Here is a 23268-nt window from a genome sequence, read left to right as displayed (position 1 = left end):
AGCCGTTGTCAGGAGCCGCGTTGGATGTCGCTTCGGGTGCGGCGTCGGGTCGCCCCCTGAAGTGGGCTCCTACAGGGGGGCGGTGTAGCGTGCGCGGAGCGGGCGTTCTTCAGTCGGCGAACAGTTTGCGCCAGCCTTCGGGGCCCAGTTCGCGCAGCGTGGCGTAGTTGCGTTCCACGATCGAGTCCGCGTCGGGGTATACCTCCACCGCGCGGCTGACGCTGTCCTCGCGCAGCAGGTGCAGGGTGGGGAAGGGCGAGCGGTTGCTGAAGTTCTCGATGTCGTCCGGGCGGCTGTCGGCGAACTGGTAGTCGGGGTGGAAGCTGGCCACCTGCAGCACTCCGTCCAGTTCCAGCACCTCGACCAGGGTGTCGGCCTGGTCGAGGAAGTCGTTGTAGTCGAGGAAGTCCTGCAGCACGTACGGGTGCACCAGCAGGGTGGTGTCGACCTCGGTGGCCGGGGTGTCGCGCAGCAGCAGCAGTTCCTCGCCCAGCTGCTCGACCAGCTGTTCCGGCGTGGTCGCGTCGCTGAACACCAGGCGCACCTGCTCCTTCACGTACACCGCCTTGGCGAACGGGCACAGGTTCAGCCCGATCACCGCCTTCTCCAGCCAGCGGCGGGTGGCGGCGATGGCTTCTTCTTCGCCGGGCCCGGAGGGGGCGTCGTCGTTCATCGTTGGCGGCTCAGTCGCGGAAGTTCTCGAACTGCAGCGGGATGCCGAAGTCGGCCTTGCGCAGCAGCGCGATCGCCTCCTGCAGGTCGTCGCGCTTCTTGCCGTTCACCCGCAGCTTGTCGCCGTTGATCTGGCTGTCGACCTTGAGCTTGGCGTCCTTGAGCGAGGCCTGGATCTTCTTCGCCGTCTCGCGCTCGATGCCCTGCTTGATCGTGACCTTCTGCCGCGCGCCGGCCAGGTTGGTTTCCACCTCGCCGAATTCCAGGCAGCGGATGTCGATCCCGCGGGCGGTCAGCCGCTGCTTGAGGATGTCGGTCATCTGCTTGAGCTGGAAGTCGCTGGGCGCGGACTGGCTGACCACGCTGTCTTCCAGCGCGAACTTCGCGTCCACGCCCTTGAAGTCGAAGCGGGTGGTCAGCTCGCGGCTGGCCTGGTCGACCGCGTTGGTCAGTTCGTGGGTGTCGACTTCGGAGACGACATCGAAGGAGGGCATGGGCAGGTTCCGGTGGGGCACGGGCCGCGTATTTTACCCCGGCCCATGGCCCGCCTGCGGGGAAAGGCCACCCGCGCGGCGCCGCACGTGCCGTGCCGCCGCTGCCGGGGCCATCGCCGCCAAGCGATAATGCCGGCATGTCCCCGCCTTCGCGCTCCCCCCTGGCCGCCGCCGGCTGGATGCTCGCCGCCGTCGCCAGCTTCACGGTGATGGACGCGGGCATGAAGCTGCTGGCCGCGCACTATCCGCCGCTGCAGGTGACGATGCTGCGCGGCGCGGCGTCGCTGCCGTTCGTGCTGGTGTGGGTGCTGGCCACCGCCGGGCCGCGCTCGATCGTGCCGGTGCGTTGGAGCCTGCACCTGCTGCGTGGCGTGCTGGGCATGGCGATGATCGGCTGCTTCGTGTTCGCGCTGAAGCGGATGCCGCTGTCCACCGCCTACACCATCTACTTCGTCGCCCCGCTGCTGGTGGCGGCGCTGTCGGTGCCGCTGCTGGGCGAGAAGGTCGGGCCGCGGCGCTGGACGGCGATCGCGATCGGGCTGGTCGGGGTGATCGTGGTGCTGCGGCCGGGCGTGGACGGGCTCATTTCGCTGCCGGGGTTGATGGTGCTGCTGGCAGCCACCGCCTACGCCATCGCCGCGGTGACGGTGAGCCTGCTCACCCGCACCGACACGCCGCAGTCGATGGTGGTGTGGTTCCTGCTGATCATGGCGGTGGGCGCGGGCCTGGCGGCGATCCCGGGCTGGGTGCCGCTGCGCTGGGAGCATGCAGTGCTGATCCTGGGCATGGGCCTGGCCGGGGCATTCGGCCAGATCGCGCTGACCAGTGCTTTCATGCGCGGCGACGCGTCGCTGATCGCGCCGCTGGAATACACCGGCCTGGTCTGGGTGATCGGCTGGGACTGGCTGCTGTGGCGCACGCTGCCCGACGCGGCCACCTGGACCGGCGCGGCGATCATCGTGGCCAGCGGGCTGTACCTGCTGCGCCGCGAACGCGTGGTCGGCGCGGAGCGCGCGCCGCCGCTGGACCACTCCTGACCGCGCGCCTCCTGTAGGAGCCCACTTCAGGGGGCGACCCGACGGCGCCCGGTGACGCCATGTTCAACGCGCCGCATCCGGAGTGGCCGCGTCCAGCGCAGGCTTCGGACAGGCCGTCGGGTCGCCCCCTGAAGTGGGCTCCTACAGGGGGGGCGGCAGGGCGGCATCGGTTAGCCTGTCGCCGGGCCGGAGGCGGAGGAGCGCGATGGCGTTGGCGATGCTCGGCGGGCGGTTGGCGCGCTTCCTCGCGCAACCGCGCGAAGGCTACGCGCGCGGCCCCAGCAGCCGCCCGGAACTGCTGGCCGCGACCCTGCGCCGAGGCGACGTGTTGCTGGTCGAAGGCACCAGCCGCTTCGCCAGCGCGATCAAGTACCTGACCCAGTCCACCTGGTCGCACGCGGCGCTGTGCCTGGGCGTGGAGCAGGACGGCGGCGAACCGATGTTCGTGGACGCCGACATCCACACCGGCGTGCGCACGGTGCCGCTCAGCGAATTCGCCGGGCTGCACGCGCGGATCTGCCGCCCGGTGGGCCTGGCGCCGGAGGAGATCGGCAGGGTGGCCGGCTACATGCTGGCCCGGGTCGGCGACCGCTATGACCTGAAGAACGGGTTCGACCTGGCGCGCTACCTGCTGTGGCAACCGCCGGTGCCCGATCCGCTGAAGCGGCGCATGCTCGCCCTGGGCAGCGGCGAGCCGACCCGCGCGATCTGCTCGACCCTGCTGGCGCAGGCGTTCGAATCGATCCGCTACCCGATCCTGCCGGAAATCGAACTGCTCGACATCGGCACCGCCGCCGGACGCCGCACCCGCGAGGAAATCCTGCACATCCGCCACTACAGCCTGTACACGCCGCGCGACTTCGACGTCTCGCCGTTCTTCCAGGTGGTCAAGCCGCGGATCGAGGCGGGCTTCGATTTCCGGCGGCTGGTGTGGGGCGGGTCGGCGGGGTAGGCCCGCGGCATTCCGGGCGGTGAATGCGCCGGGATGGCCGTGACCGAATGGGCACAGCAACATCCGCCCGCGTACTGAAGGGCGCCTTTCCAGCCGATTCGGTCTCTTCTGAAACCAGTCCCGGGACAAATCCGCGAGACATCGCCGTCGCGGCCACGGAGGTTGGCGGGTGCGGCGCAGGCGGACACAATAGGGGTCTTTCCCCGCATCCCCCGCCGGAGTCCAGGCATGGCCGAAATCAAGGAAGCGCGCGTCCCCGACATCGGGGATTACAGCGACGTCCCCGTCATCGAAGTCCTGGTCGCCGCCGGCGACACCGTGGCCAAGGACCAGGGCCTGGTCACGCTGGAGTCGGACAAGGCCACGCTGGAAGTGCCGGCACCCTTCGCCGGCGTGGTGAAGGAGCTCAAGGTCAAGCTCGGCGACACCTTGTCCGAAGGCAGCGTGGTCGCGCTGATCGAGGTCGCCGGCGATGCCGCGGCCGTGGCCGCCACGCCTGCCCCGGCCAAGGCGGAGTCCGCACCGGCACCGGTGAAGGCGGCCGAGACCGGCGCCAAGGTCGAGCCGGTGGCGGTCGCCGCCGAACCCGACGGCATCGCCCGGCGCGAGATCGCGCAGGCGGAGGCCGCACCGGCCGGCAAGGGTGGCAGCGATGCGGAAGCCAAGTCGCCGCGTACTCCGCCGGTCGAATTCGGCGCGGCCAGCGTGCTGCCCGACCAGGTGCCGTACGCGAGCCCGGCCGTGCGCCTGTTCGCGCGCGAGCTCGGCGTCGACCTGGCCCAGGTCAAGGGCAGCGAGCGCGGCGGTCGCATTTCGAAGGAAGACGTGCAGCGTTACGTCAAGGCGGCGCTGTCCGGCGGCGTGCCGGCGGCGGCCGGCGCATCCGCGGCCGGCGGCGGCCTCAACCTGCTGCCGTGGCCGAAGGTCGACTTCGGCAAGTTCGGCGAAGTCGAGACCCAGCCGCTGTCGCGGATCAAGAAGATCTCCGGCGCCAACCTGGCGCGCAACTGGGCGATGATCCCGCACGTCACCCAGTTCGACCAGGCCGACATCACCGAGCTGGAAGAGCTGCGCGTGCAGCTCAACAAGGAGCAGGAGAAGGCCAAGTCCGGCATCAAGCTGACCATGCTTGCGTTCCTGCTCAAGGCCAGCGCCGCGGCGCTGAAGCAGTTCCCGGATTTCAACGCCTCGCTCGACGCGACCGGCGAGAACCTGACCCTGAAGAAGTACTGCCACATCGGCTTCGCCGCCGACACGCCCAACGGGCTGGTCGTGCCGGTGATCCGCGATGTCGACAAAAAGGGCGTGCTGCAGATCGCGCAGGAAATGGGCGAGCTGGCGAAGAAGGCGCGCGACGGCAAGCTCGGCCCGGCCGACATGTCCGGCGGCTGCTTCTCGATCAGCTCGCTGGGCGGCATCGGCGGCACCGCGTTCACGCCGATCATCAATGCACCGGAAGTGGCGATCCTGGGCGTGTCCCGGTCCAGCCAGCAGCCGGTGTGGGACGGCAAGCAGTTCGTGCCGCGCCTGACCCTGCCGCTGTCGCTGAGCTACGACCACCGCGTGATCGACGGCGCCGCCGCCGCGCGCTTCACCAGCTACCTGGCCCAGGTCCTCGCGGACATGCGCCGCGTGCTGCTGTAACGGAGGCGCGGACATGGCGAACATCGAGGTGAAGGTTCCGGACATCGGCGACTACTCCGACGTCCCGGTGATCGAAGTGCTGGTCGCCGTCGGCGACACGGTGAAGAAGGACCAGGGCCTGGTCACGCTGGAGTCGGACAAGGCGACGCTGGAAGTGCCGTCGACGGCCGATGGTGTGGTCCGGGAACTCAGGGTCAAGCTCGGCGACAAGCTCTCCGAGGGCGCCGTGGTCGCGGTGCTGGAAAGCGCGGGCGCCGCGGGTGGTGGCGCGGCCAGTGCGGGTGCGTCTGCCGCCGCCGCAGCGGCCGCTGCACCGGCCCCGGCGAGCAAGCCGCCGGTCTCGCCCTCGCACCGCGCCCCGGCCGAGCCGCCGGCGCCGAAGCCGGCGCTGGGCACCGGCAAGCCGGCCGACATCGAATGCCGCATCGTCGTGCTCGGCTCCGGCCCCGGCGGCTACACCGCCGCGTTCCGCGCCGCCGACCTGGGCCTGGACACGGTGCTGGTCGAGCGTTACGCCAGCCTCGGCGGCGTCTGCCTCAACGTCGGCTGCATCCCGTCCAAGGCGCTGCTGCATTCGGCCGCGGTGATCGAGGAAGCCGCGCACGCCGGCGAATGCGGCATCGAGTTCGCCGCGCCGAAGATCCACCTCGACAAGCTGCGCGCGTACAAGGAAAAGGTCGTCGGCCAGCTGACCAAGGGCCTGGCCGGCATGGCCAAGCAGCGCAAGGTGCGCACCGTGCAGGGCGTGGCGAAGTTCGTCTCCGCGCATGAGCTGGAGATCCGCGGCGACGACGGCAAGACCCTGCTGCTGCGCTTCGAGCAGTGCATCATCGCCGCCGGTTCGCAGGCGGTGAAGCTGCCGAACTTCCCGTGGGACGACAAGCGGGTGATGGACTCCACCGACGCGCTCGAGCTGGCCGAAGTGCCGAAGAGCCTGCTGGTCGTCGGCGGCGGCATCATCGGCCTGGAAATGGCCACCGTGTACAGCGCACTGGGCGCGAAGGTCACCGTGGTCGAGTTCATGGACCAGCTGATGCCGGGCGCCGACAAGGACCTGGTCAAGCCGCTGGCCGACCGCCTGAAGAAGCAGGGCATCGAGGTGCACCTGAAGACCAAGGCGGCCGGGGTGAAGGCCGAGAAGAAGGGCATCACGGTGAGCTTCGAATCGGCGACCGAAGGCGAAAAGCCGGCGCTGGAATCGGGCACCTGGGACCGCGTGCTGGTCGCCGTCGGCCGCGCGCCGAACGGGAAGAAGATCGACGCCGAAAAGGCCGGCGTGCAGGTGAGCGACCGCGGCTTCATCCCGGTCGACCGGCAGATGCGCACCAGCGTGCCGCACATCTTCGCCATCGGCGACATCGTCGGTAACCCGATGCTGGCGCACAAGGCCACGCACGAAGGCAAGCTGGCCGCCGAAGTGGCCGCCGGCGAAAAGAAGGAATGGATCGCACGGGTGATCCCGTCGGTGGCCTACACCAGCCCGGAAATCGCCTGGGTCGGCGTCACCGAAACCGAGGCCAAGGCCAAGGGCCTGAAGGTCGGCGTCGGCAAGTTCCCGTGGGCGGCCAGCGGCCGCGCCATCGGCATCGGCCGCACCGAGGGTTCGACCAAACTGATCTTCGACGAAGCCACCCACCGCATCATCGGCGCGGGCATCGTCGGCGTGCACGCCGGCGACCTGATCTCCGAACTGGCGCTGGCGATCGAGATGGGCGCCGAGGCCGCCGACATCGGCCACACCGTGCACCCCCATCCCACCCTGGGCGAGACCGTGGCCATGGCCGCCGAGGTCTACGAAGGCACCATCACCGACCTCTACATCCCCAAAAAGAAGTAGCCCGCCGCCGCCCCCCTGTAGGAGCCCACTTCAGTGGGCGACCCGACCACGCCCGAAACCCGACGTTCATCCGCGCCCCGGGATATCGCCCACTCGCGGAATCCCTGAAACCCCGCCGATTCCCCCGCAAACGTCGCCCAACGCCCCACTTCGCACAAAAAAGGCCCCGGCATGCCGGGGCCCTGGCGCCCGGACTGGACCGACGAGGTTCTCCGTCCCGGCACAGGATCGGACCGGGCCCCGCCGGGGAAGTTCCAAAGGCCGGAGGGGGGACCTCCGGCGGTTGTCCCCGAAAATGCCCCGCTGCTATACTTCTGCGGCTCGGCAGGGCGAGTTTTTGCCCACCTCCGCTGACTCCCGCAGGTAAACCTCACGTGCTGAACTCCGTTGCCGCAGGCCGGCGACAGGCCGGTCGCGCGATTGCCTGGCAGGTAGCAGTGACGTTGCTGGTCGCGCTGGCCTGCCTCTGGCAGGGGCCGCGCGCAGCGGCAGCGGCGCTGGTCGGCGGCGGTGCGGTGGTCCTGGCGGGGTGGCTGTCGGCGCGGATCGCGCTGGGTGGCGGCATCGATGCCGCGCTCCCGGCGCTGGCCCGGCTGGTGGCGGCGGTAGTGGCCAAGTGGCTGGTGCTGGCCGCGGTGCTGGTGGCGGGCGTGCTGGCCTTCGGGTTGCCGCCCCTGCCGATGCTGGTCGCGGCGGTGACGGTCCTGCTGGCGCAGCTGGTCGCGCTGGCGCTGGGCAAGTAGATCGTGCTGGACAACTGATTCAGATCAACAAGTCGTTACAACAGGAAACCCGGAACCATGGCGGCTGAGGCGGAACTGACCCCAACCAGCTACATCCAGCACCACCTGAAGAACCTCACCACCCAGGTGGGCGAGGGCAGCTTCTGGACGCTGAACGTGGACACCTTCGTGACCGCGCTGCTGATGGGTTTCCTGATGGTCTTCATGTTCTGGATGGCCACGCGCAAGGCCACCTCCGGCGTGCCGGGCAAGTGGCAGGCGTTCGTCGAGATCTGCCTGGAGTTCGTCGACCGCCAGGCGCGCGATACCTACCACGGGACCAGCAAGCTGGTGACGCCGATCGCGATCACCCTGTTCTTCTGGATCCTGATGATGAACCTCATCAAGATGATCCCGGCCGATTTCATCGCCAAGCCGCTGGAGTGGGTCGGCATCCACTACTGGAAGCCGGTGCCGACCGCCGACGTGAACGCCACCCTGGGCATGTCGATCAGCGTGTTCTTCCTGATGCTGTTCTTCGGCCTGCGGGCCAAGGGCCTGGGCCACTTCACCCTGGAGTTCCTGACCCAGCCGTTCGGCAAGTGGATGCTGCCGTTCAACCTGATCCTCAACGTCGTCGAGTGGGTGAGCAAGCCGATCTCGCTGGCGATGCGACTGTTCGGCAACATGTTCGGCGGCGAGATCGTGTTCCTGCTGATCTGGGTGCTCGGCGGCGCCGGCATCGCCGGCATGTTCGCCGGCGCGGCCTTCGGCTTCGGCTGGATGATCTTCCACCTGCTGGTGGTCCCGCTGCAGGCATTCATCTTCATGATGCTGTCGATCGTGTACCTGAGCCTGTCCGAAGACAGCCACTGATACGTTCCGCTTTCCGTTTCAGCTCCACCCCTTCACCCTTCGCTCCAACCTCAAAGCAATCGCTCCGGAGAAAACCATGGAAACCGCACTGACCGCCCTCGCTTCCGTCCAGGCTTCGACCGTTCTGGCCATCGGCATCATGATCGGCCTGGCCGCGCTGGGCGCCGGCCTGGGCCTGGCCATCATGGCCGGCAAGTTCCTGGAATCGGCCGCCCGCCAGCCGGAACTGATCCCGGTGCTGCAGGTCCGCATGTTCATCACCGCCGGCCTGATCGACGCCGCGTTCATCATCAGCGTCGCCGTCGGCCTGCTGTTCGCCTTCGCCAGCCCGTTCCTGGTCGGCGGCCTGGCCCCGTAATCGCCGGTCCCCGGACCGACATTCGGACCTGCCGTCGATCCGCTGAGCGGACGGCGGCAGCCAGCGGGCAACCTGCCGGCCATATGGCCGCAGGTGCCCCGAGCACAGGCAGAGCGCACCCATGAGCATCAATCTGACCCTTATCGCCCAGGCGCTGGCTTTTGCCGCACTGATCTGGCTGATCGCCGCCTTCATCTGGCCGCCGCTGCTCAAGGCCATCGAGGAGCGCCAGCAGAAGATCGCCGAGGGCCTGGCCGCGGCCGACCGCAGCCAGAAGGACCTCGCGCAGGCCCAGGACAAGGTCAACGACCTGCTGAAGGAAGCCCGCGGCAAGGCCAACGAGATCATCGACCAGGCCCACACGCGCGCCAACCAGATCGTCGACGCTGCCCGCGAGGAGGCCCTCGCCGAGGCCGGCCGCCAGAAGACGATCGCGCAGGCCGAGATCGACGCCTCCGCCAACCGCGCCCGCGAGGACCTGCGCAAGCAGGTGTCCGCGCTGGCCGTGGGCGGCGCCGAGAAGCTCCTGCATCGCGAGATCGACGCCAACGCGCACAAGGCGTTGCTGGACGAGCTGGCCGCGCAGCTTTGACGGAGCGATCTGAATGAGCCAGGCCCTTACTCTCGCCCGTCCCTACGCCCGTGCCGCGTTCGCCGCCGCGCGCGACGAAGGCCGCCTCGACGCATGGTCGCAGGCGCTGGGCTTCGCCGCCCAGGTCGCCTCCGACCCGCGCGTGGCCGGCCTGCTGCTCAACCCGGAGCTGACCCGCGAACAGGCGATCGCGCTGCTGGCGCCGCAGGACGCGGAGGCGTCGTTCAGCCGCTTCCTCGGCCTGCTCGCCGATGCCGGGCGCCTGCAGTTGCTGGCCGAGGTCGCCGGGCTGTTCGAGCAACTGCGCGCCGAGGGGCAGCAGCTGGTCCGCGCCACGGTCACCTCCGCCACCGCGCTGTCGGCCGATGAGGTCGAGAAGCTGCGCGGCGCGCTGAAGCGCCGTTTCGGCCGCGAGGTCGAGCTGGAGACCGCCGTGGACGCCAGCCTGATCGGCGGCGCGGTGATCGACGCCGGCGACGTGGTGATCGACGGTTCGCTCAAGGGCAAGCTCGCGCGCCTGCAGACGGCGCTGGCGGGCTGATCCACACAGTTCACTTTTCAGGTCGCGAACACCGGATCTTTCACCCGGGCCAGCGACTCCAAGGAAACCAGAATGGCTACCACGCTCAACCCCTCCGAAATCAGCGACCTGATCAAGACCCGCATCGAGCAGGTCAAGCTCTCCGCTGAAGCCCGCAACGAAGGCACCGTGACCTCGGTGTCCGACGGCATCGTGCGCATCTTCGGCCTGGCCGACGTGATGCAGGGCGAAATGATCGAGCTGCCGAACAATACGTTCGCGCTGGCGCTGAACCTGGAGCGCGACTCGGTCGGCGCCGTGGTCCTGGGCGACTACGAGCACCTGCGCGAGGGCGACGTGGCCAAGACCACCGGCCGCATCCTCGAAGTGCCGGTCGGCCCGCAGCTGCTCGGCCGCGTGGTCAACGCGCTGGGCGAGCCGATCGACGGCAAGGGCCCGATCGCCGCCGAGCTGACCGCTCCGGTCGAGCGCGTGGCCCCGGGCGTGATCTGGCGCAAGTCGGTCGACCAGCCGGTGCAGACCGGCTACAAGACCGTCGACGCGATGATCCCGATCGGCCGCGGCCAGCGCGAGCTGGTCATCGGCGACCGCCAGACCGGCAAGACCGCGCTGGCCATCGACGCGGTGATCAACCAGAAGAACACCGGCATCAAGTGCGTGTACGTGGCGATCGGCCAGAAGGCCTCGACCGTCGCCAACATCGTGCGCAAGCTGGAAGAGAACGGCGCGCTGGCCCACACGATCGTCGTGGCCGCCACCGCCTCCGAATCGGCCGCGATGCAGTACATCAGCGCCTACTCCGGCTGCACCATGGGCGAGTACTTCATGGACCGCGGCGAAGACGCGCTGATCGTCTACGACGACCTGTCCAAGCAGGCCGTGGCCTATCGCCAGATCTCGCTGCTGCTGCGCCGCCCGCCGGGCCGCGAAGCCTACCCGGGCGACGTGTTCTACCTGCATTCGCGCCTGCTCGAGCGCGCCGCGCGCGTGTCCGAGGAGTACGTCGAGAAGTTCACCGAGGGCAAGGTGACCGGCAAGACCGGTTCGCTGACCGCGCTGCCGATCATCGAGACCCAGGCCGGCGACGTGTCCGCGTTCGTGCCGACCAACGTGATCTCGATCACCGACGGCCAGATCTTCCTGGAAACCGACCTGTTCAACGCCGGCATCCGCCCGGCCGTGAACGCCGGCATCTCGGTGTCGCGCGTCGGTGGCGCCGCCCAGACCAAGATCATCAAGAAGCTCTCCGGTGGCATCCGCATCGCCCTGGCGCAGTACCGCGAGCTGGCCGCGTTCGCACAGTTCGCCTCGGACCTGGACGAAGCCACCCGCAAGCAGCTCGAGCGCGGCCAGCGCGTCACCGAGCTGATGAAGCAGAAGCAGTACCAGCCGATGTCGATCGCCTTCCAGGCGCTGTCGATCTACGCGGTCAACGAGGGCTACCTGGACGACGTGCCGGTGGCCAAGATCGGCGCCTTCGAGGAAGGCCTGCACGCCCACTTCGCCAACACCCAGGGCGCGCTGGTCGAGCAGATCAACAACACCGGCGGCTGGAACGACGAGATCGAGGCGGCGTTCAAGAACGGCATCGCCGAGTTCAAGCAGACCGGCACCTGGTAAGGGCAGGACGATCATGGCTGGCGGACGCGAAATCAAAACCAAGATCAAGAGCGTGCAGAACACCCGCAAGGTGACCCGCGCGCTGGAGATGGTCTCGGCCTCCAAGATCCGCAAGGCACAGGAGCGGATGCGCACCTCGCGCCCCTACACCAGCGCGATGCGGCAGGTGATCGGCCACCTGGCCCAGGCCAACACCGATTACCAGCACCCGTTCCTGGTCGAGCGCGAGCAGGTCAAGCGGGTCGGCTACATCGTGGTGTCGTCGGACCGCGGCCTGGCCGGCGGCCTGAACAACAACCTGTTCCGCAAGCTGCTGGGCGAGATCCGCCAGCTCAACGAACAGGGCGTGGAAGTGGACATGGTCACCGTTGGGCAGAAGGCGCAGGCCTTCTTCCGCCGGATCAAGGTGAACATGGTCGGATCCGTCTCCCACCTGGGCGACGTGCCGCGCCTGGACGACCTGCGCGGCGTGGTCAAGATCCTGCTGCAGTCGTACATCGACGGCGAGGTGGACCGGGTGTTCCTGGTCTACAACCACTTCGTCAACACGATGAGCCAGAAGGCCACCTTCGACCAGCTGCTGCCGCTGCCGCCGGTGAAGGCCGGGGTACCGAGCCACGACTGGGACTACATCTACGAGCCGGACGCGCCGACCGTGCTGGACCACGTGCTGATCCGCTACCTGGAGTCGCTGGTGTACCAGGCGCTGCTGGAAAACGTGGCCTCCGAGCACGCCGCGCGCATGGTGGCGATGAAGTCCGCCAGCGACAACGCGACCAAGCTGATCGGCACGCTGAACCTGGTCTACAACAAGGCCCGCCAGGCGGCGATCACGCAGGAAATTTCGGAAATCGTCGGCGGTGCTGCGGCGGTTTGATGCGAGTCCCTCGCAAAAGCCCGCACACCCCCGTGCGGACTGTCCAAGAAAACCATCGGCGACCCGGTCGCGCAGAAATTTCAAGAGTCTGAGGAAAGAACCATGAGTCAGGGCAAGATCGTTCAGATCATCGGCGCCGTCGTCGACGTCGAGTTCCCGCGCGCCGAAGTGCCGAAGGTGTACGACGCGCTGAAGGTCGACAACACCGCCATCACCCTCGAGGTCCAGCAGCAGCTGGGCGACGGCATCGTGCGCACCATCGCGCTGGGTTCCACCGATGGCCTCAAGCGCAACCTGGTCGCGACCAATACCGGCAAGGCGATCTCGGTGCCGGTCGGCGCCGGCACCCTGGGCCGGATCATGGACGTGCTCGGCCGCCCGATCGACGAGGCCGGCGACGTGCAGGCCTCCGACCATTGGGAAATCCACCGCGCCGCGCCGTCCTACGAGGACCAGTCCTCGGCCAACGAGCTGCTCGAGACCGGCATCAAGGTCATCGACCTGATGTGCCCGTTCGCCAAGGGTGGCAAGGTCGGCCTGTTCGGCGGCGCCGGCGTCGGCAAGACCGTCAACATGATGGAACTGATCAACAACATCGCCAAGGCGCACTCGGGCCTGTCCGTGTTCGCCGGCGTGGGCGAGCGTACCCGCGAGGGCAACGACTTCTACCACGAGATGAAGGACTCCAACGTCCTCGACAAGGTGGCGATGGTCTACGGCCAGATGAACGAGCCGCCGGGCAACCGCCTGCGCGTCGCGCTGACCGGCCTGACCATGGCCGAGTACTTCCGCGACGAGAAGGATGCGTCGGGCAAGGGCAAGGACGTGCTGCTGTTCGTCGACAACATCTACCGCTACACCCTGGCCGGCACCGAAGTGTCGGCGCTGCTGGGCCGCATGCCGTCGGCGGTGGGCTACCAGCCGACCCTGGCCGAGGAAATGGGCGTGCTGCAGGAGCGCATCACCTCGACCAAGACCGGTTCGATCACCTCGATCCAGGCCGTGTACGTGCCCGCGGACGACCTGACCGACCCGTCGCCGGCGACCACCTTCGCCCACCTCGACGCCACCGTCGTGCTGTCGCGAAACATCGCCGCGCTGGGCATCTACCCGGCGGTCGATCCGCTGGACTCGACCAGCCGCCAGCTCGACCCGAACGTGATCGGCCACGAGCACTACGACACCGCCCGCCGCGTCCAGTCCACGCTGCAGAAGTACAAGGAACTGAAGGACATCATCGCGATCCTGGGCATGGACGAGCTGTCGGAAGAAGACAAGCTGGCCGTGTCGCGCGCGCGCAAGATCGAGCGCTTCTTCAGCCAGCCGTTCCACGTGGCCGAGGTGTTCACCGGCTCGCCGGGCAAGTACGTGTCGCTGAAGGACACCATCCGCGGCTTCAAGGGTATTGTGGATGGCGAGTACGACCACCTGCCGGAGCAGGCGTTCTACATGGTTGGCACCATCGAGGAAGCGGTCGAGAAGGCGAAGAAGATCGCCTGATGGCCGCCGCGCCTCCCCGCCCGCGGGGAGGCGCCACGAAGCGGGCCAGGGCGCCCGCTTCGCATCCCCAGCCCCGGCCCGAGCGGCCGCAGGCGACACGGAAGAGAAGCAGAGCATGACCACCACCATCCGTTGCGACATCGTCAGCGCCGAGCAGGAGATCTTCCACGGCGAAGCCACCCTGGTCGTGGCCACCGGCGAACTGGGCGAGCTGGGTATCGCGCCGCGCCACGCGCCGCTGATCACCCGGCTCAAGCCCGGCAAGGTCGTGGTGACCCTGCCCGACGGCACCCAGCTGGACTTCGCCATCTCCGGCGGCATCCTCGAAGTGCAGCCGCAGGTGGTGACCGTGCTGGCCGACACCGCGATCCGCGCCCAGGACATCGACGAGGCCGCGGTGCGCAAGGCCAAGGAAGAAGCCGAGCGCGTGCTGGCCAACCGCGGCGAAGCGCTGGAAGTGGCCGAGGCGCAGAAGCGCCTGGCCGAAGTCTCCGCCCAGCTGCAGGCGCTCGAACGCCTGCGCCGCAACCTCAAGCACTGAGCCTGCGCCGGCCCCGGGCCGCGCGCCAGCTCCACGAACGCCGGCCCCATGGCCGGCGTTTCGCGTTCAAAAAAGCCTAGACTCGCGGGGTTCCCCTGTTCATCGGCGCCAGCATGACCATCACCCCCCAGGAAGCGCTCCAGCGCACCATCGAACACCGCGAAATCTTCCACGACGAGATGGTCGGCCTTATGCGCCAGATCATGCGTGGCGACGTCTCCCCGGTGATGACCGCGGCGATCCTCACCGGCCTGCGGGTGAAGAAGGAAACCGTCGGCGAGATCGCCGGCGCCGCCGAGGTCATGCGCGAGTTTTCGCGCACCGTGGAAGTGGCCGACCGTACCCACCTGGTCGACATCGTCGGCACCGGCGGCGATGGTTCGCACACCTTCAACATCTCCACCTGCTCGATGTTCGTGGTCGCCGCCGCCGGCGCGCGGGTGGCCAAGCACGGCAACCGCAGCGTGTCGTCGAAGTCCGGCAGCGCCGACGCGCTCGAGGCGCTGGGCGCCAGCATCGAACTGCAGCCGGAGCAGGTCGCCGAGTCGATCGACCGCTGCGGCATGGGCTTCATGTTCTCCCCGATTCACCACCCCGCGATGAAGGTGGTCGCGCCGGTGCGCCGCGAAATGGGCGTGCGCACCATCTTCAACATCCTCGGCCCGCTGACCAACCCGGCCGGCGCACCGAACATCCTGATGGGCGTTTTCCACCCCGACCTGGTCGGCATCCAGGCGCGCGTGCTGCAGGAGCTGGGCGCCGAGCGCGCGCTGGTGGTCTGGGGTCGCGATGGCATGGACGAACTCTCGCTCGGCGCCGCCACCATGGTCGGCGAACTGCGCGACGGCGAAGTCCGCGAGTACGAAGTCCATCCCGAGGACTTCGGCATCCCCATGTCCGCCAGCCGCAACCTCAAGGTGGCCGACCCGGCCGAATCGCGCGCCATGCTGCTGGGCGTGCTCGAAGGCGCCACCGGTCCCGCGCGCGAGATCGTCGCCCTCAACGCCGCCGCCGCGCTGTACGTGGCCGGCGTGGCCACGGACATCGACGACGGCCTCGTCCGCGCCCGCCAGGCGATCGACAGCGGCGCCGCGCGCCAGGCCCTGTCGCGCTTCGTCGAAACGACACAGGCCCTGGCCGCGTCCGGCCCGTGAGCGTGCCTGCCGCGCACCTACCCCATGCGACAATGCAGCATCCGCCGCGTACCGGTCCGCGACACCCGATGAACGACGTCCTCCAGACCATCCTCGCCCGCAAGGCCGAAGAGATCGCCGAGCGCAGCGCCCGCCTGCCGCTGGCCGAAGTCGCCGCCCGCGCCCGCGATGCCGGACCCGTGCGCGGCTTCGCCGCCGCGCTGCAAACAGCGATCGCCCATGGCGACCCGGCGGTGATCGCCGAGGTGAAGAGGGCCAGCCCGTCCAGGGGCGTGATCCGCCCGGACTTCCACCCGGCCGAGATCGCAGTGAGCTACGAATTCGGGGGCGCGGCCTGCCTGTCGGTGCTCACCGACGTCGACTTCTTCCAGGGCAGCGACGCGTTCCTGCAGCAGGCGCGCGCCGCCTGCACCCTGCCGGTGCTGCGCAAGGACTTCACCATCGACCCCTGGCAGGTGCACGAGGCGCGCATGCTCGGCGCCGACTGCATCCTGCTGATCGTTTCCGCGCTCGACGACGGCCAGCTGGCCGAACTGTCCGGGCTGGCGCTGGAGCTGGGCATGGACGTGCTGGTCGAGGTCCACGACATCGACGAGCTCGAGCGTGCGATCCAGGTGCCGGTGCCGCTGGTCGGGATCAACAACCGCAACCTGCGCACCTTCGAGGTCTCGCTGGACGTGACCCTGTCGATGAAGGATGCGGTGCCGCGCGACCGCGTGCTGGTGACCGAAAGCGGGATCCTCGTCCACGAGGACGTGGCGAAGATGCGCGCCGCCGGCGTGCACGCCTTCCTGGTCGGCGAGGCTTTCATGCGCGCCGAGGAACCGGGCGAGGCACTGCGGCGGCTGTTCTTCGAGCCATGAACGGCGGACCGTATCCGCCGCCGCGCGAGGACGCGCCGCTGGTCGTGTTCGATTTCGACCACACCCTCTACGACGGCGACTCCGGCAGCCACCTGTTCGCCTGGATGATCCGGCGCAATCCCCTGCGCGTGCTGGCCGCGCTGCTGGCCACGCCGCTGCTGGGGCCGATGGTGGCGTTCCTGCCGACCCGGCGCTGGGGCATTTCCGGCTACGTCTGGATCGGCAGCTTCGGCGTGCACCGGGTACGCGAGTTCGACCGGGTGATCGACCGCTACGTGGCCAGCCACCGCGAGGGGATCGCCGAGCGGCTGCTGCCGGTGGCGCTGGAGGTGTTCGCCGGACACCGGGCGCGCGGCGACCGGGTGGTCGTGGCCACCGGTGCGCCGCCGGAACTGGCACGGGCGATCCTGGGCTTCGTCGGCCACGACGACCTGCCCGTGGTCGGCACCGCGGTGGGGCCGCGACTGGGTGCGGTGGTGGCCACCCGCCACTGCCACAACGAAGAAAAGATGCGGATGCTGCGCGAGCGCGGCTACGGCGACATCGAGGTGGCCTACTCGGATTCCTCGGCCGACCTGCCGCTGCTGCTCGCCGCGCGCCGGCCGGTGGTGGTCAACCCCAAGCCGGGCCGGGTGGAGATGTTCCGCCGGGTGCTGCCGCCGGGCACGCCGATCCTCAACTGGGGCTGCGGCGACCGCGCCGGCGATCCCGTCGACGCCATGGCACAGGCGCGCCACGCCCCGTAGGGCGGGGCTTGCCCCGTCCGCAGCCCTCAGCGGGTGCCGTAGAGGACCACGGTCTTGCCGCGCGCGTGCAGCTGGCCGTCGGCCTGCAGCTTCTTCAGCACCCGGCCGGCCATCTCCCGCGAACAGCCGACCAGGCGCGCCAGTTCCTGGCGCGAGACCCGCATCTGGGTGCCCTGCGGGTGGCTCATCGACTCCGGCTCCCTGGCCAGGTCGTGCAGGGTGCGCACGATCCGGTCGGTGACGTCGAGGAAGGCCAGGCGGCTGGCCTTGCGGCTGGTGGTCAGGAGGCGGCGCGAGAGCTGCACGCCGATGGAATAGAGCAGGCGCGGGGCGTCCCCGGCCAGCGGCCCCAGCATCAGCTGCTGCAGGCGGTCGTAGCTGATCTCGGCCAGTTCGCAGGGCGCGCGGGTGCGCAGGATGACCTCGCGGCTGTCCGACTCGATGAACAGGCCCATCTCGCCGACGAACTCGCCGGCACCGTAGTAGCCCAGGACCAGCTCCCTGCCGTCCTCCTCCTCGGCGATGATGCTGACCGAGCCGCTGACCACGTAGTAGAGCGTTCCGGCGGGGTCGCCCGGGCGGAACACGTCGGTGCGGTTGGGGTAGCGGCGGCGCTGGCAGTGGGACAGGAAACGCTCGACGGCGGCCTGGTCCAGCGTAAGCGGACTGCTGGTGAAACGCAGGGGAGTCACGGCGGGGATCCTGGGTCTATTGGGGGAAGCGGCGTCCGAAGATAGCCCGAGCGGCGGCACCCGGCAAACCCCGGCGGCATCCGTACATACCGCGGTCACCGGCTTTGCCCCATAATGCCGCGCTTTCCCACCCCCAGAGGCATGACCGCCGTGGTCAAACCCCTGCCGCGCCTGAGGCTGCAAGGCTTCAACAACCTGACCAAGGCGCTGAGCTTCAACATCTACGACGTCTGCTACGCGGTCTCCGAGGACGAGCGCCAGCGCTACATCGAGTACATCGATGAGGCGTACAACGCCGACCGCCTGACCCAGATCCTGACCGACGTGGCCCAGATCATCGGCGCCAACATCCTGAACGTGGCCCGCCAGGACTACGACCCGCAGGGTGCCTCGGTGACCATCCTCATCTCCGAGGAACCGGTGATCGACAAGAAGCAGGCCGGCAAGGAGGTCATCTCCGAGGCGGTGGTCGCGCACATGGACAAGAGCCACATCACCGTCCATACCTACCCGGAGACGCACCCGCAGAACGGCATCGCCACCTTCCGCGCGGACATCGACGTGGCCACCTGCGGGGTGATCTCGCCGCTGAAGGCGCTGAACTACCTGATCGAGAGCTTCGAGTCCGACATCGTGGTGATGGATTACCGCGTGCGCGGCTTCACCCGCGACATCAAGGGCAAGAAGCACTACATCGACCACAAGATCAATTCGATCCAGGACTACCTGGCCAAGAACATCCGTTCGCGCTACGAGATGATCGACGTCAACGTCTACCAGGAAAACATCTTCCACACGAAGATGCACCTGAAGGAATTCGACCTGGACACCTACCTGTTCGAGGAGAAGGCGCGCAACCTCTCGTTCAAGGAGCGCATGCGCATCGAGGCGCTGCTCAAGCGCGAGATCGAGGAGCTGTTCCACGGGCGCAACCTGGTGGAGTGACCCTCCGGCGTCCTGCGGGTGCGCGGCGATCCAGTCGCGCAAGGGCAGGATGCGGGGCGAAATGCGCGGGACGGCCCGCGCGCGGCGGAAGCCGCGGACGAAGACCGACGGCGGTCCGGAGCCAGAAGCTCCGGGCCGTTTTTTTTTTGCCGCGCGCCTGCTGCCGCGCGGCGTGGACTGCACGAAGGAGCAAGACGATGGCGTGGACCTACCTGCTGCTGGCCGGCCTGTTCGAGATCGGCTTCGCCCTGGGCCTGAAGCACACCGACGGCTTCACCCGGCTGTGGCCCAGCCTCGGTACCGCGGCGGCCGCGGCGGCCAGCCTGTATCTGCTGACCCTGGCCCTGCGCAGCATCCCGGTCGGCACCGCCTATGCGGTATGGACCGGGATCGGTGCGGTCGGCGTCGCCCTGTTGGGCGTGTTGCTGCTGGGCGAGAGCGCCTCGCCGGCACGGCTGGCCTGCATTGGCCTGATCGTGGCCGGGGTGGTCGGCCTGAAGCTGGTCTCGCCGGCGTAGGGCGTGGCACGCGGCGCGGTCAGATCCGGTAGGCGACCAGCTTCATCAGCTTCGACGCGGCGGCCATCGCCTGCGGGATCGGCGGCGGCAGCACGCGCGCGCCGGCCTCCTCGGCGTGGTCGGCGTGGCGGGCCTCGTCGTCCTTCATCACCCGGATGATCTCGCGGCTGCGCGCGTCGGCGGCTGGCAGCGACTCCAGGTGTTCGTCCAGGTGCGCCTCGACCTGGCGTTCGGTCTCGACCACGAAGCCCAGGTTCCAGCCGTCGCCGCGCAGCCCGGCCAGGGTGCCGATGGCGTAGCTGCCGGCGTACCAGAGCGGGTTGAACAGGCTCGGGCGGCTGTCCAGCTCGCGCAGGCGCCGCGCGCACCAGGCCAGGTGGTCGGTCTCCTCCTGCGCCGCCTCGAGCAGGTGTTCGCGGGTCGCCGGGTCGCGGGCCACCGCCGCCTGGCCGAAGTACAGCCCCTGCGCGCAGACCTCGCCGACATGGTTGATCCGCATCAGCCCCGCCGCATGCCGGCGCGCCGGCTTCGGCAGCAGCGGATCGGCCGCCGTGGCCGGATAGGGCCGGGATGCCGGCGGGTCGCCCAGGGTCGTCTCCAGCGCACGCTGGGCCTCGACCAGGACCCGGTCGAGCGGGGACAGGCGGCGGGCGACGGTGGACATTCAGGTGGACCGTGGTGGGCGGGGTGCCAGGATTGTCGGCCGCCGGGTCGTGATTTGCCAGACGCTTCCGCCAGGGCGGGCCAGCTACGCCAGGAGCGACCTGGTGCGATGCCTGCTGACGGGAAGTCAAGGAGGAGGCATCGGCCACCGGCCGATGCCGGGGGACATGAGCGGCAGCAGGCATCGCGCCGGGGCGCCGCGACGCCCTGTCACCGCCCCCCCCCGGTAGGCTCTGGTGGAGTCGCCGGAAGGGGGGTGGTTGCGCCGGACTCCTCCCCCGGGCTATCATTCCGCTTCTTTGCGGCACCCTTCACAACGCGCGGCGAAGTTCCACCCGGGCAACCCGGACCGGAACCAGCCCGACCAACGACCCGAGTTCCCATGAAGACTTTCATCGCCAAGTCCGAGACCGTCCAGCGCGACTGGTACCTCGTCGACGCCTCCGGCAAGACCCTCGGCCGCCTGGCCGCCGAACTTGCCCACCGCCTCCGCGGCAAGCACAAGCCCGTCTACACCCCGCACGTCGATACCGGCGACTACCTCGTCGTGGTCAACGCCGAGAAGATCGCGGTGACCGGCAAGAAGCTGCAGGACAAGATGTACCACCGCTTCACCGGCTACATCGGCAACCTCAAGAGCGAGACCCTGGGCCAGGCGCTGGAGCGCCACCCCGAGCGCGTCCTCGAGATCGCGGTCAAGGGCATGCTGCCGAAGGGTCCGCTGGGCCGCGCGATGTACCGCAAGCTCAAGGTCTACTCCGGTTCCGAACACCCGCACGCGGCGCAGCAGCCGCAGCCGCTGGACATCTAAGGCACAACGATGGCTACCACTCAGAATTACGGCACCGGCCGTCGCAAGTCCTCCACCGCCCGCGTGTTCCTGCGCAAGGGCAGCGGCAACATCACCGTCAACGGCCGTCCGCTGGACGAGTTCTTCGGCCGCGAGACCGCGCGCATGATCGTGCGCCAGCCGCTGGAACTGACCCAGAGCACCGAGAAGTTCGACGTCGTCGTCACCGCCATCGGCGGCGGCACCACCGGCCAGGCCGGTGCGATCCGCCTGGGCATCGCCCGCGCGCTGGTCGAGTACGACGAGTCGCTGAAGAGCGACCTGCGCAAGGCCGGGTTCATGACCCGCGACGCGCGCGAGGTCGAGCGCAAGAAGGTCGGCCTGCACAAGGCTCGCCGCGCTTCGCAGTTCTCCAAGCGCTGATGCGCCTGGACGGCCGCCTTCCGTTCGCGGGAGGTGGCCAGAGCGGACCAGGCCTGGCTGGCCTGGTCCGGCCGTGCCGGCGCCGCGTCCTTCCGGGATGCAAGCACCGGCCGCCGGGTCTATAATCCCGGTCTGCCTACAGCCCCGTCGCCAAGCGGTAAGGCACCTGACTCTGACTCAGGCATTCGGAGGTTCGAATCCTTCCGGGGCTGCCATCTTCGAAAAGAAAAGCCCGGCCGCAAGGCCGGGCTTTTTCGTTTCCGTGCGCACCATCACAACCGTACGTACGGGCATGGCATGGCTCTTGCGACTTTCCGGCATCTTCTTCACGCCGTACCCCCGATGCCGCCGTACCTCCAGCAGCCTGCCGACTCCGGCGGGTCCCGCTTCGTCCGCTATACCTGCGTCATGCGCCTGCTGGGCACTGCCACCAGCACGATGGGCGTGGGCGCTTCGCTGCATGCGCATGGCGCGTCGCACTGGTGGTGGCCGCTGCTGGTATTCACCGGGCTGGGCTGGCCGTGGCTGGCCTGGCGCATTTCCCGCCACAGCATCGCGCCGGTGACTGCCGAATTCCGCAACCTGGTGATCGACGCCGGCGTGGCCGGGTTCTGGATCGCCATCATGCGCTTCGACCTGCTGCCTTCGGTGCTGCTGGCCTCGGTGATGGCGATGGACCGCACCGTGGCCGGCGGCTGGCCGCTGGCACGCCGTTCGATGGGAGTGATGGCGGCGGTGTGCCTGGTCGTGGCGGCGCTGAACGGCTTCGCCTTCGAGCCGCACACCGAATTCACCACCATGCTCTGGTGCATGCCGTTCCTGGTGCTGTACCTGCTGGCGATCGGCGTGTCGGCGCGGACGTTCTCCGACAAGATCCGCGCGCAGAAGCGGGTACTGGAGAAGGTGGTGCGATCGACGCGGAGACCGGCCTGGCCACCCGCCAGCAGTGGCTGGCGCTGGTGGCCGGGCAGATGCGCCGTTTCGAGCGCTATGGCGCGGCGTCTTCGCTGCTGATGATCGACATCGACGGGTTCAAGCGGGTCAACGACAGCCAGGGCCATGTCGCCGGCGACCAGGTGATCCGCGAGGTCTCGGCGCAGCTGCTGGCGGGCTTGCGCAGCGCCGATGCCGCCGGCCGCTATGGCGGCGACGAATTCGGCGTGCTGCTGCCCGGCACCGAGCGCCAGGCCGCGCAGGAAGTGGCCGAGCGGCTGCGCCAGCGCGTGGCCGCGCAGGTCGCCGCCGCGGGGATCCCGGTCACGGTAAGCATCGGCGTGGCCGAGATCGAGGACGGGATGTTCACCCCCGAGGACTGGACCGCTGCCGCCGACGAGGCGCTGTACCGGGCCAAGGCCGCCGGGCGCAATCGCGTCAGTTTCTGACGCGAACGTTCGCTGCGTGCACGCGCGACAGAAGAGTGCTCAGCCGGCGAGGCTGCGGCAGCCCATCGCCGCGAGTGCGCCGTGCAGCGCAGGCACCTGCATCAGCCAGGGTGCGGCCAGGGTCAGCAGGCCGGCACCGAGGACCACGCCGCCCAGCGCATTGCGCAATGCCGGCCGCTGCAGCCAGCCATGCATGCGCGCGCCCGACCAGGTCAGCGGCAGCATCACCGGCAGCGTGCCCAGGCCGAACGCGGCCATCACCAGCGCGCCGGCGGCGGCGCTGGCCTGCAGCCAGGCCACGGTGAGCAGGCCCAGGCTCAGGCCGCAGGGCATCCAGCCCCACAGTGCACCCAGCGCGATCCGCCGCCAGGCGCTGGTCGCCGGCAGCAGGTGCCGGTGCAGCGGCTGCAGCCAGCGCCAGGCGCGCACGCCGGGGCGGGCCAGCGCGTCGAAGCGGCCGCCGCGGTCGAGCAGGCGCAGCGCGACCAGGACCAGGGCAAGGCCGGCGGCCATGCGCAGGCCGATCGCGAACGCATCCACCCGCAGCAGCCGCAGCAGGCCGCCACCGACCCCGCCGGCCCCCGCGCCGGCGAGCACGTAGCCGCCGATCCGGCCGAGGTTGGCCTGCCAGGCCACCCGCAGCGGGCGGCCCGGCGCCATCGCCGGGAAGCTGGCGGCGATGCCGCCGCACATCACCGCGCAATGCACGCCGCCGAGCAGGCCGGCGAGGGCGGCGGCGAACAGGGTGGGCAGGTCGACCGGCATCTCAGGCGTCCGGCGGGTGCGGGCCGCGGGTGGTCGGCGGTGCCGAGGGTGCGCGGGGCGGGGC

General features: G+C 69.2%; 27 protein-coding genes and 1 tRNA gene. 23 read left to right on the top strand and 5 right to left on the bottom strand.

The window, feature by feature from the left end; all coding sequences use genetic code 11:
• Positions 1–109: 109 nt before the first annotated feature.
• Positions 110–673 carry a DUF1415 domain-containing protein gene (locus CSC64_RS08350; protein WP_162434862.1) on the bottom strand — a complete coding sequence of 188 codons (564 nt, stop codon included), beginning with the start codon at positions 671–673 and terminating at the stop codon, positions 110–112.
• A gap of 10 nt (positions 674–683) precedes the next feature.
• Positions 684–1166 carry a YajQ family cyclic di-GMP-binding protein gene (locus CSC64_RS08345; RefSeq protein WP_162434861.1) on the bottom strand — a complete coding sequence of 161 codons (483 nt, stop codon included), beginning with the start codon at positions 1164–1166 and terminating at the stop codon, positions 684–686.
• Between the two features lie 137 nt (positions 1167–1303).
• Here CSC64_RS08345 and CSC64_RS08340 point away from each other — a divergent pair, with 137 nt between their 5' ends.
• From CSC64_RS08340 to CSC64_RS08265, 16 genes are all read left to right on the top strand, one after another.
• Positions 1304–2203 carry a DMT family transporter gene (locus CSC64_RS08340; protein WP_162434860.1) on the top strand — a complete coding sequence of 300 codons (900 nt, stop codon included), beginning with the start codon at positions 1304–1306 and terminating at the stop codon, positions 2201–2203.
• 205 nt (positions 2204–2408) lie between these two features.
• Positions 2409–3155, top strand: coding sequence for a YiiX/YebB-like N1pC/P60 family cysteine hydrolase (locus tag CSC64_RS08335; RefSeq protein ID WP_162434859.1), 747 nt, complete (start codon positions 2409–2411; stop codon positions 3153–3155).
• A 96-nt stretch (positions 3156–3251) separates the two neighbouring features.
• Positions 3252–4799 (top strand): dihydrolipoyllysine-residue acetyltransferase, encoded by a 1548-nt coding sequence (gene aceF, locus CSC64_RS08330; RefSeq protein ID WP_425501697.1) that lies wholly within the window; start codon positions 3252–3254, stop codon positions 4797–4799.
• A gap of 13 nt (positions 4800–4812) precedes the next feature.
• Complete coding sequence (lpdA, locus tag CSC64_RS08325; RefSeq protein WP_162434857.1) at positions 4813–6636, top strand: dihydrolipoyl dehydrogenase; 1824 nt, start codon at positions 4813–4815, stop codon at positions 6634–6636.
• A 437-nt stretch (positions 6637–7073) separates the two neighbouring features.
• The gene (locus CSC64_RS08320; protein ID WP_238389853.1) at positions 7074–7379 is read left to right on the top strand and encodes a hypothetical protein; all 306 of its coding nucleotides are present in this window, start codon (positions 7074–7076) and stop codon (positions 7377–7379) included.
• Between the two features lie 57 nt (positions 7380–7436).
• Positions 7437–8234: a F0F1 ATP synthase subunit A gene (atpB, locus tag CSC64_RS08315; RefSeq protein WP_162434855.1), complete on the top strand. Its 798-nt coding sequence runs from the start codon at positions 7437–7439 to the stop codon at positions 8232–8234.
• Between the two features lie 76 nt (positions 8235–8310).
• Positions 8311–8592 (top strand): F0F1 ATP synthase subunit C, encoded by a 282-nt coding sequence (atpE, locus tag CSC64_RS08310; RefSeq protein WP_013534007.1) that lies wholly within the window; start codon positions 8311–8313, stop codon positions 8590–8592.
• Positions 8593–8713: 121 nt separating this feature from the next.
• Positions 8714–9184 carry a F0F1 ATP synthase subunit B gene (locus CSC64_RS08305; protein ID WP_162434854.1) on the top strand — a complete coding sequence of 157 codons (471 nt, stop codon included), beginning with the start codon at positions 8714–8716 and terminating at the stop codon, positions 9182–9184.
• A gap of 13 nt (positions 9185–9197) precedes the next feature.
• Positions 9198–9725: a F0F1 ATP synthase subunit delta gene (locus CSC64_RS08300; RefSeq protein WP_162434853.1), complete on the top strand. Its 528-nt coding sequence runs from the start codon at positions 9198–9200 to the stop codon at positions 9723–9725.
• Positions 9726–9797: 72 nt separating this feature from the next.
• A complete protein-coding gene (gene atpA, locus CSC64_RS08295) occupies positions 9798–11345 on the top strand; it encodes a F0F1 ATP synthase subunit alpha (RefSeq protein ID WP_162434852.1) in 1548 nt (515 codons plus the stop codon).
• Between the two features lie 13 nt (positions 11346–11358).
• On the top strand, positions 11359–12222 hold the full coding sequence (gene atpG / locus CSC64_RS08290) for a F0F1 ATP synthase subunit gamma (RefSeq protein WP_162434851.1): 864 nt from the start codon (positions 11359–11361) through the stop codon (positions 12220–12222).
• A 102-nt stretch (positions 12223–12324) separates the two neighbouring features.
• Positions 12325–13722, top strand: a complete 1398-nt coding sequence (gene atpD, locus CSC64_RS08285; protein WP_162434850.1) for a F0F1 ATP synthase subunit beta — start codon at positions 12325–12327, stop codon at positions 13720–13722.
• 115 nt (positions 13723–13837) lie between these two features.
• On the top strand, positions 13838–14263 hold the full coding sequence (locus CSC64_RS08280) for a F0F1 ATP synthase subunit epsilon (RefSeq protein ID WP_162434849.1): 426 nt from the start codon (positions 13838–13840) through the stop codon (positions 14261–14263).
• A gap of 113 nt (positions 14264–14376) precedes the next feature.
• Positions 14377–15417 (top strand): anthranilate phosphoribosyltransferase, encoded by a 1041-nt coding sequence (gene trpD / locus CSC64_RS08275; RefSeq protein WP_162434848.1) that lies wholly within the window; start codon positions 14377–14379, stop codon positions 15415–15417.
• A 68-nt stretch (positions 15418–15485) separates the two neighbouring features.
• Positions 15486–16280 carry an indole-3-glycerol phosphate synthase TrpC gene (gene trpC / locus CSC64_RS08270; RefSeq protein WP_162434847.1) on the top strand — a complete coding sequence of 265 codons (795 nt, stop codon included), beginning with the start codon at positions 15486–15488 and terminating at the stop codon, positions 16278–16280.
• A complete protein-coding gene (locus CSC64_RS08265) occupies positions 16277–17026 on the top strand; it encodes a haloacid dehalogenase-like hydrolase (protein WP_162434846.1) in 750 nt (249 codons plus the stop codon). The genes trpC and CSC64_RS08265 overlap by 4 nt, the downstream gene beginning before the upstream one ends.
• Before the next feature lie 26 nt (positions 17027–17052).
• Here CSC64_RS08265 and crp read toward each other — a convergent pair whose 3' ends face one another.
• Positions 17053–17709 carry a cAMP-activated global transcriptional regulator CRP gene (crp, locus tag CSC64_RS08260; RefSeq protein WP_425501696.1) on the bottom strand — a complete coding sequence of 219 codons (657 nt, stop codon included), beginning with the start codon at positions 17707–17709 and terminating at the stop codon, positions 17053–17055.
• Positions 17710–17868: 159 nt separating this feature from the next.
• Here crp and speD point away from each other — a divergent pair, with 159 nt between their 5' ends.
• A complete protein-coding gene (speD, locus tag CSC64_RS08255) occupies positions 17869–18663 on the top strand; it encodes an adenosylmethionine decarboxylase (RefSeq protein ID WP_162434884.1) in 795 nt (264 codons plus the stop codon).
• A gap of 197 nt (positions 18664–18860) precedes the next feature.
• Positions 18861–19181 (top strand): quaternary ammonium compound efflux SMR transporter SugE, encoded by a 321-nt coding sequence (gene sugE / locus CSC64_RS08250; RefSeq protein WP_162434844.1) that lies wholly within the window; start codon positions 18861–18863, stop codon positions 19179–19181.
• A 19-nt stretch (positions 19182–19200) separates the two neighbouring features.
• Here sugE and coq7 read toward each other — a convergent pair whose 3' ends face one another.
• Complete coding sequence (coq7, locus tag CSC64_RS08245; RefSeq protein WP_162434843.1) at positions 19201–19845, bottom strand: 2-polyprenyl-3-methyl-6-methoxy-1,4-benzoquinone monooxygenase; 645 nt, start codon at positions 19843–19845, stop codon at positions 19201–19203.
• Positions 19846–20226: 381 nt separating this feature from the next.
• Between coq7 and rplM the strand changes: the two genes are divergently transcribed.
• The 5 genes from rplM (at position 20227) to CSC64_RS08220 (ending at position 22439) form a co-directional block, all read left to right on the top strand.
• Positions 20227–20655: a 50S ribosomal protein L13 gene (rplM, locus tag CSC64_RS08240; RefSeq protein WP_162434842.1), complete on the top strand. Its 429-nt coding sequence runs from the start codon at positions 20227–20229 to the stop codon at positions 20653–20655.
• A gap of 9 nt (positions 20656–20664) precedes the next feature.
• Positions 20665–21057, top strand: coding sequence for a 30S ribosomal protein S9 (gene rpsI, locus CSC64_RS08235; protein ID WP_162434841.1), 393 nt, complete (start codon positions 20665–20667; stop codon positions 21055–21057).
• Positions 21058–21197: 140 nt separating this feature from the next.
• Positions 21198–21272, top strand: a tRNA-Gln gene (locus CSC64_RS08230).
• Between the two features lie 127 nt (positions 21273–21399).
• A complete protein-coding gene (locus CSC64_RS13950; protein WP_238389852.1) occupies positions 21400–22071 on the top strand; it encodes an MASE2 domain-containing protein in 672 nt (223 codons plus the stop codon).
• Entirely contained in the window at positions 22017–22439 is a 423-nt protein-coding gene (locus tag CSC64_RS08220) for a GGDEF domain-containing protein (RefSeq protein WP_238389850.1), read from the top strand. Before CSC64_RS13950 ends, CSC64_RS08220 begins: the two co-directional genes overlap by 55 nt.
• A gap of 39 nt (positions 22440–22478) precedes the next feature.
• On the opposite strand, the gene CSC64_RS08215 is transcribed toward CSC64_RS08220, so the two are convergent.
• Positions 22479–23204 (bottom strand): sulfite exporter TauE/SafE family protein, encoded by a 726-nt coding sequence (locus CSC64_RS08215; RefSeq protein ID WP_162434839.1) that lies wholly within the window; start codon positions 23202–23204, stop codon positions 22479–22481.
• Between the last annotated feature and the right edge of the window lie 64 nt (positions 23205–23268).

The organism is Pseudoxanthomonas koreensis (genome assembly GCF_010093225.1).
Classification (GTDB): domain Bacteria; phylum Pseudomonadota; class Gammaproteobacteria; order Xanthomonadales; family Xanthomonadaceae; genus Pseudoxanthomonas; species Pseudoxanthomonas koreensis.
Note: the sequence above shows the minus strand (reverse complement) of the source record. Positions and strands in the feature narration are given on the sequence as shown.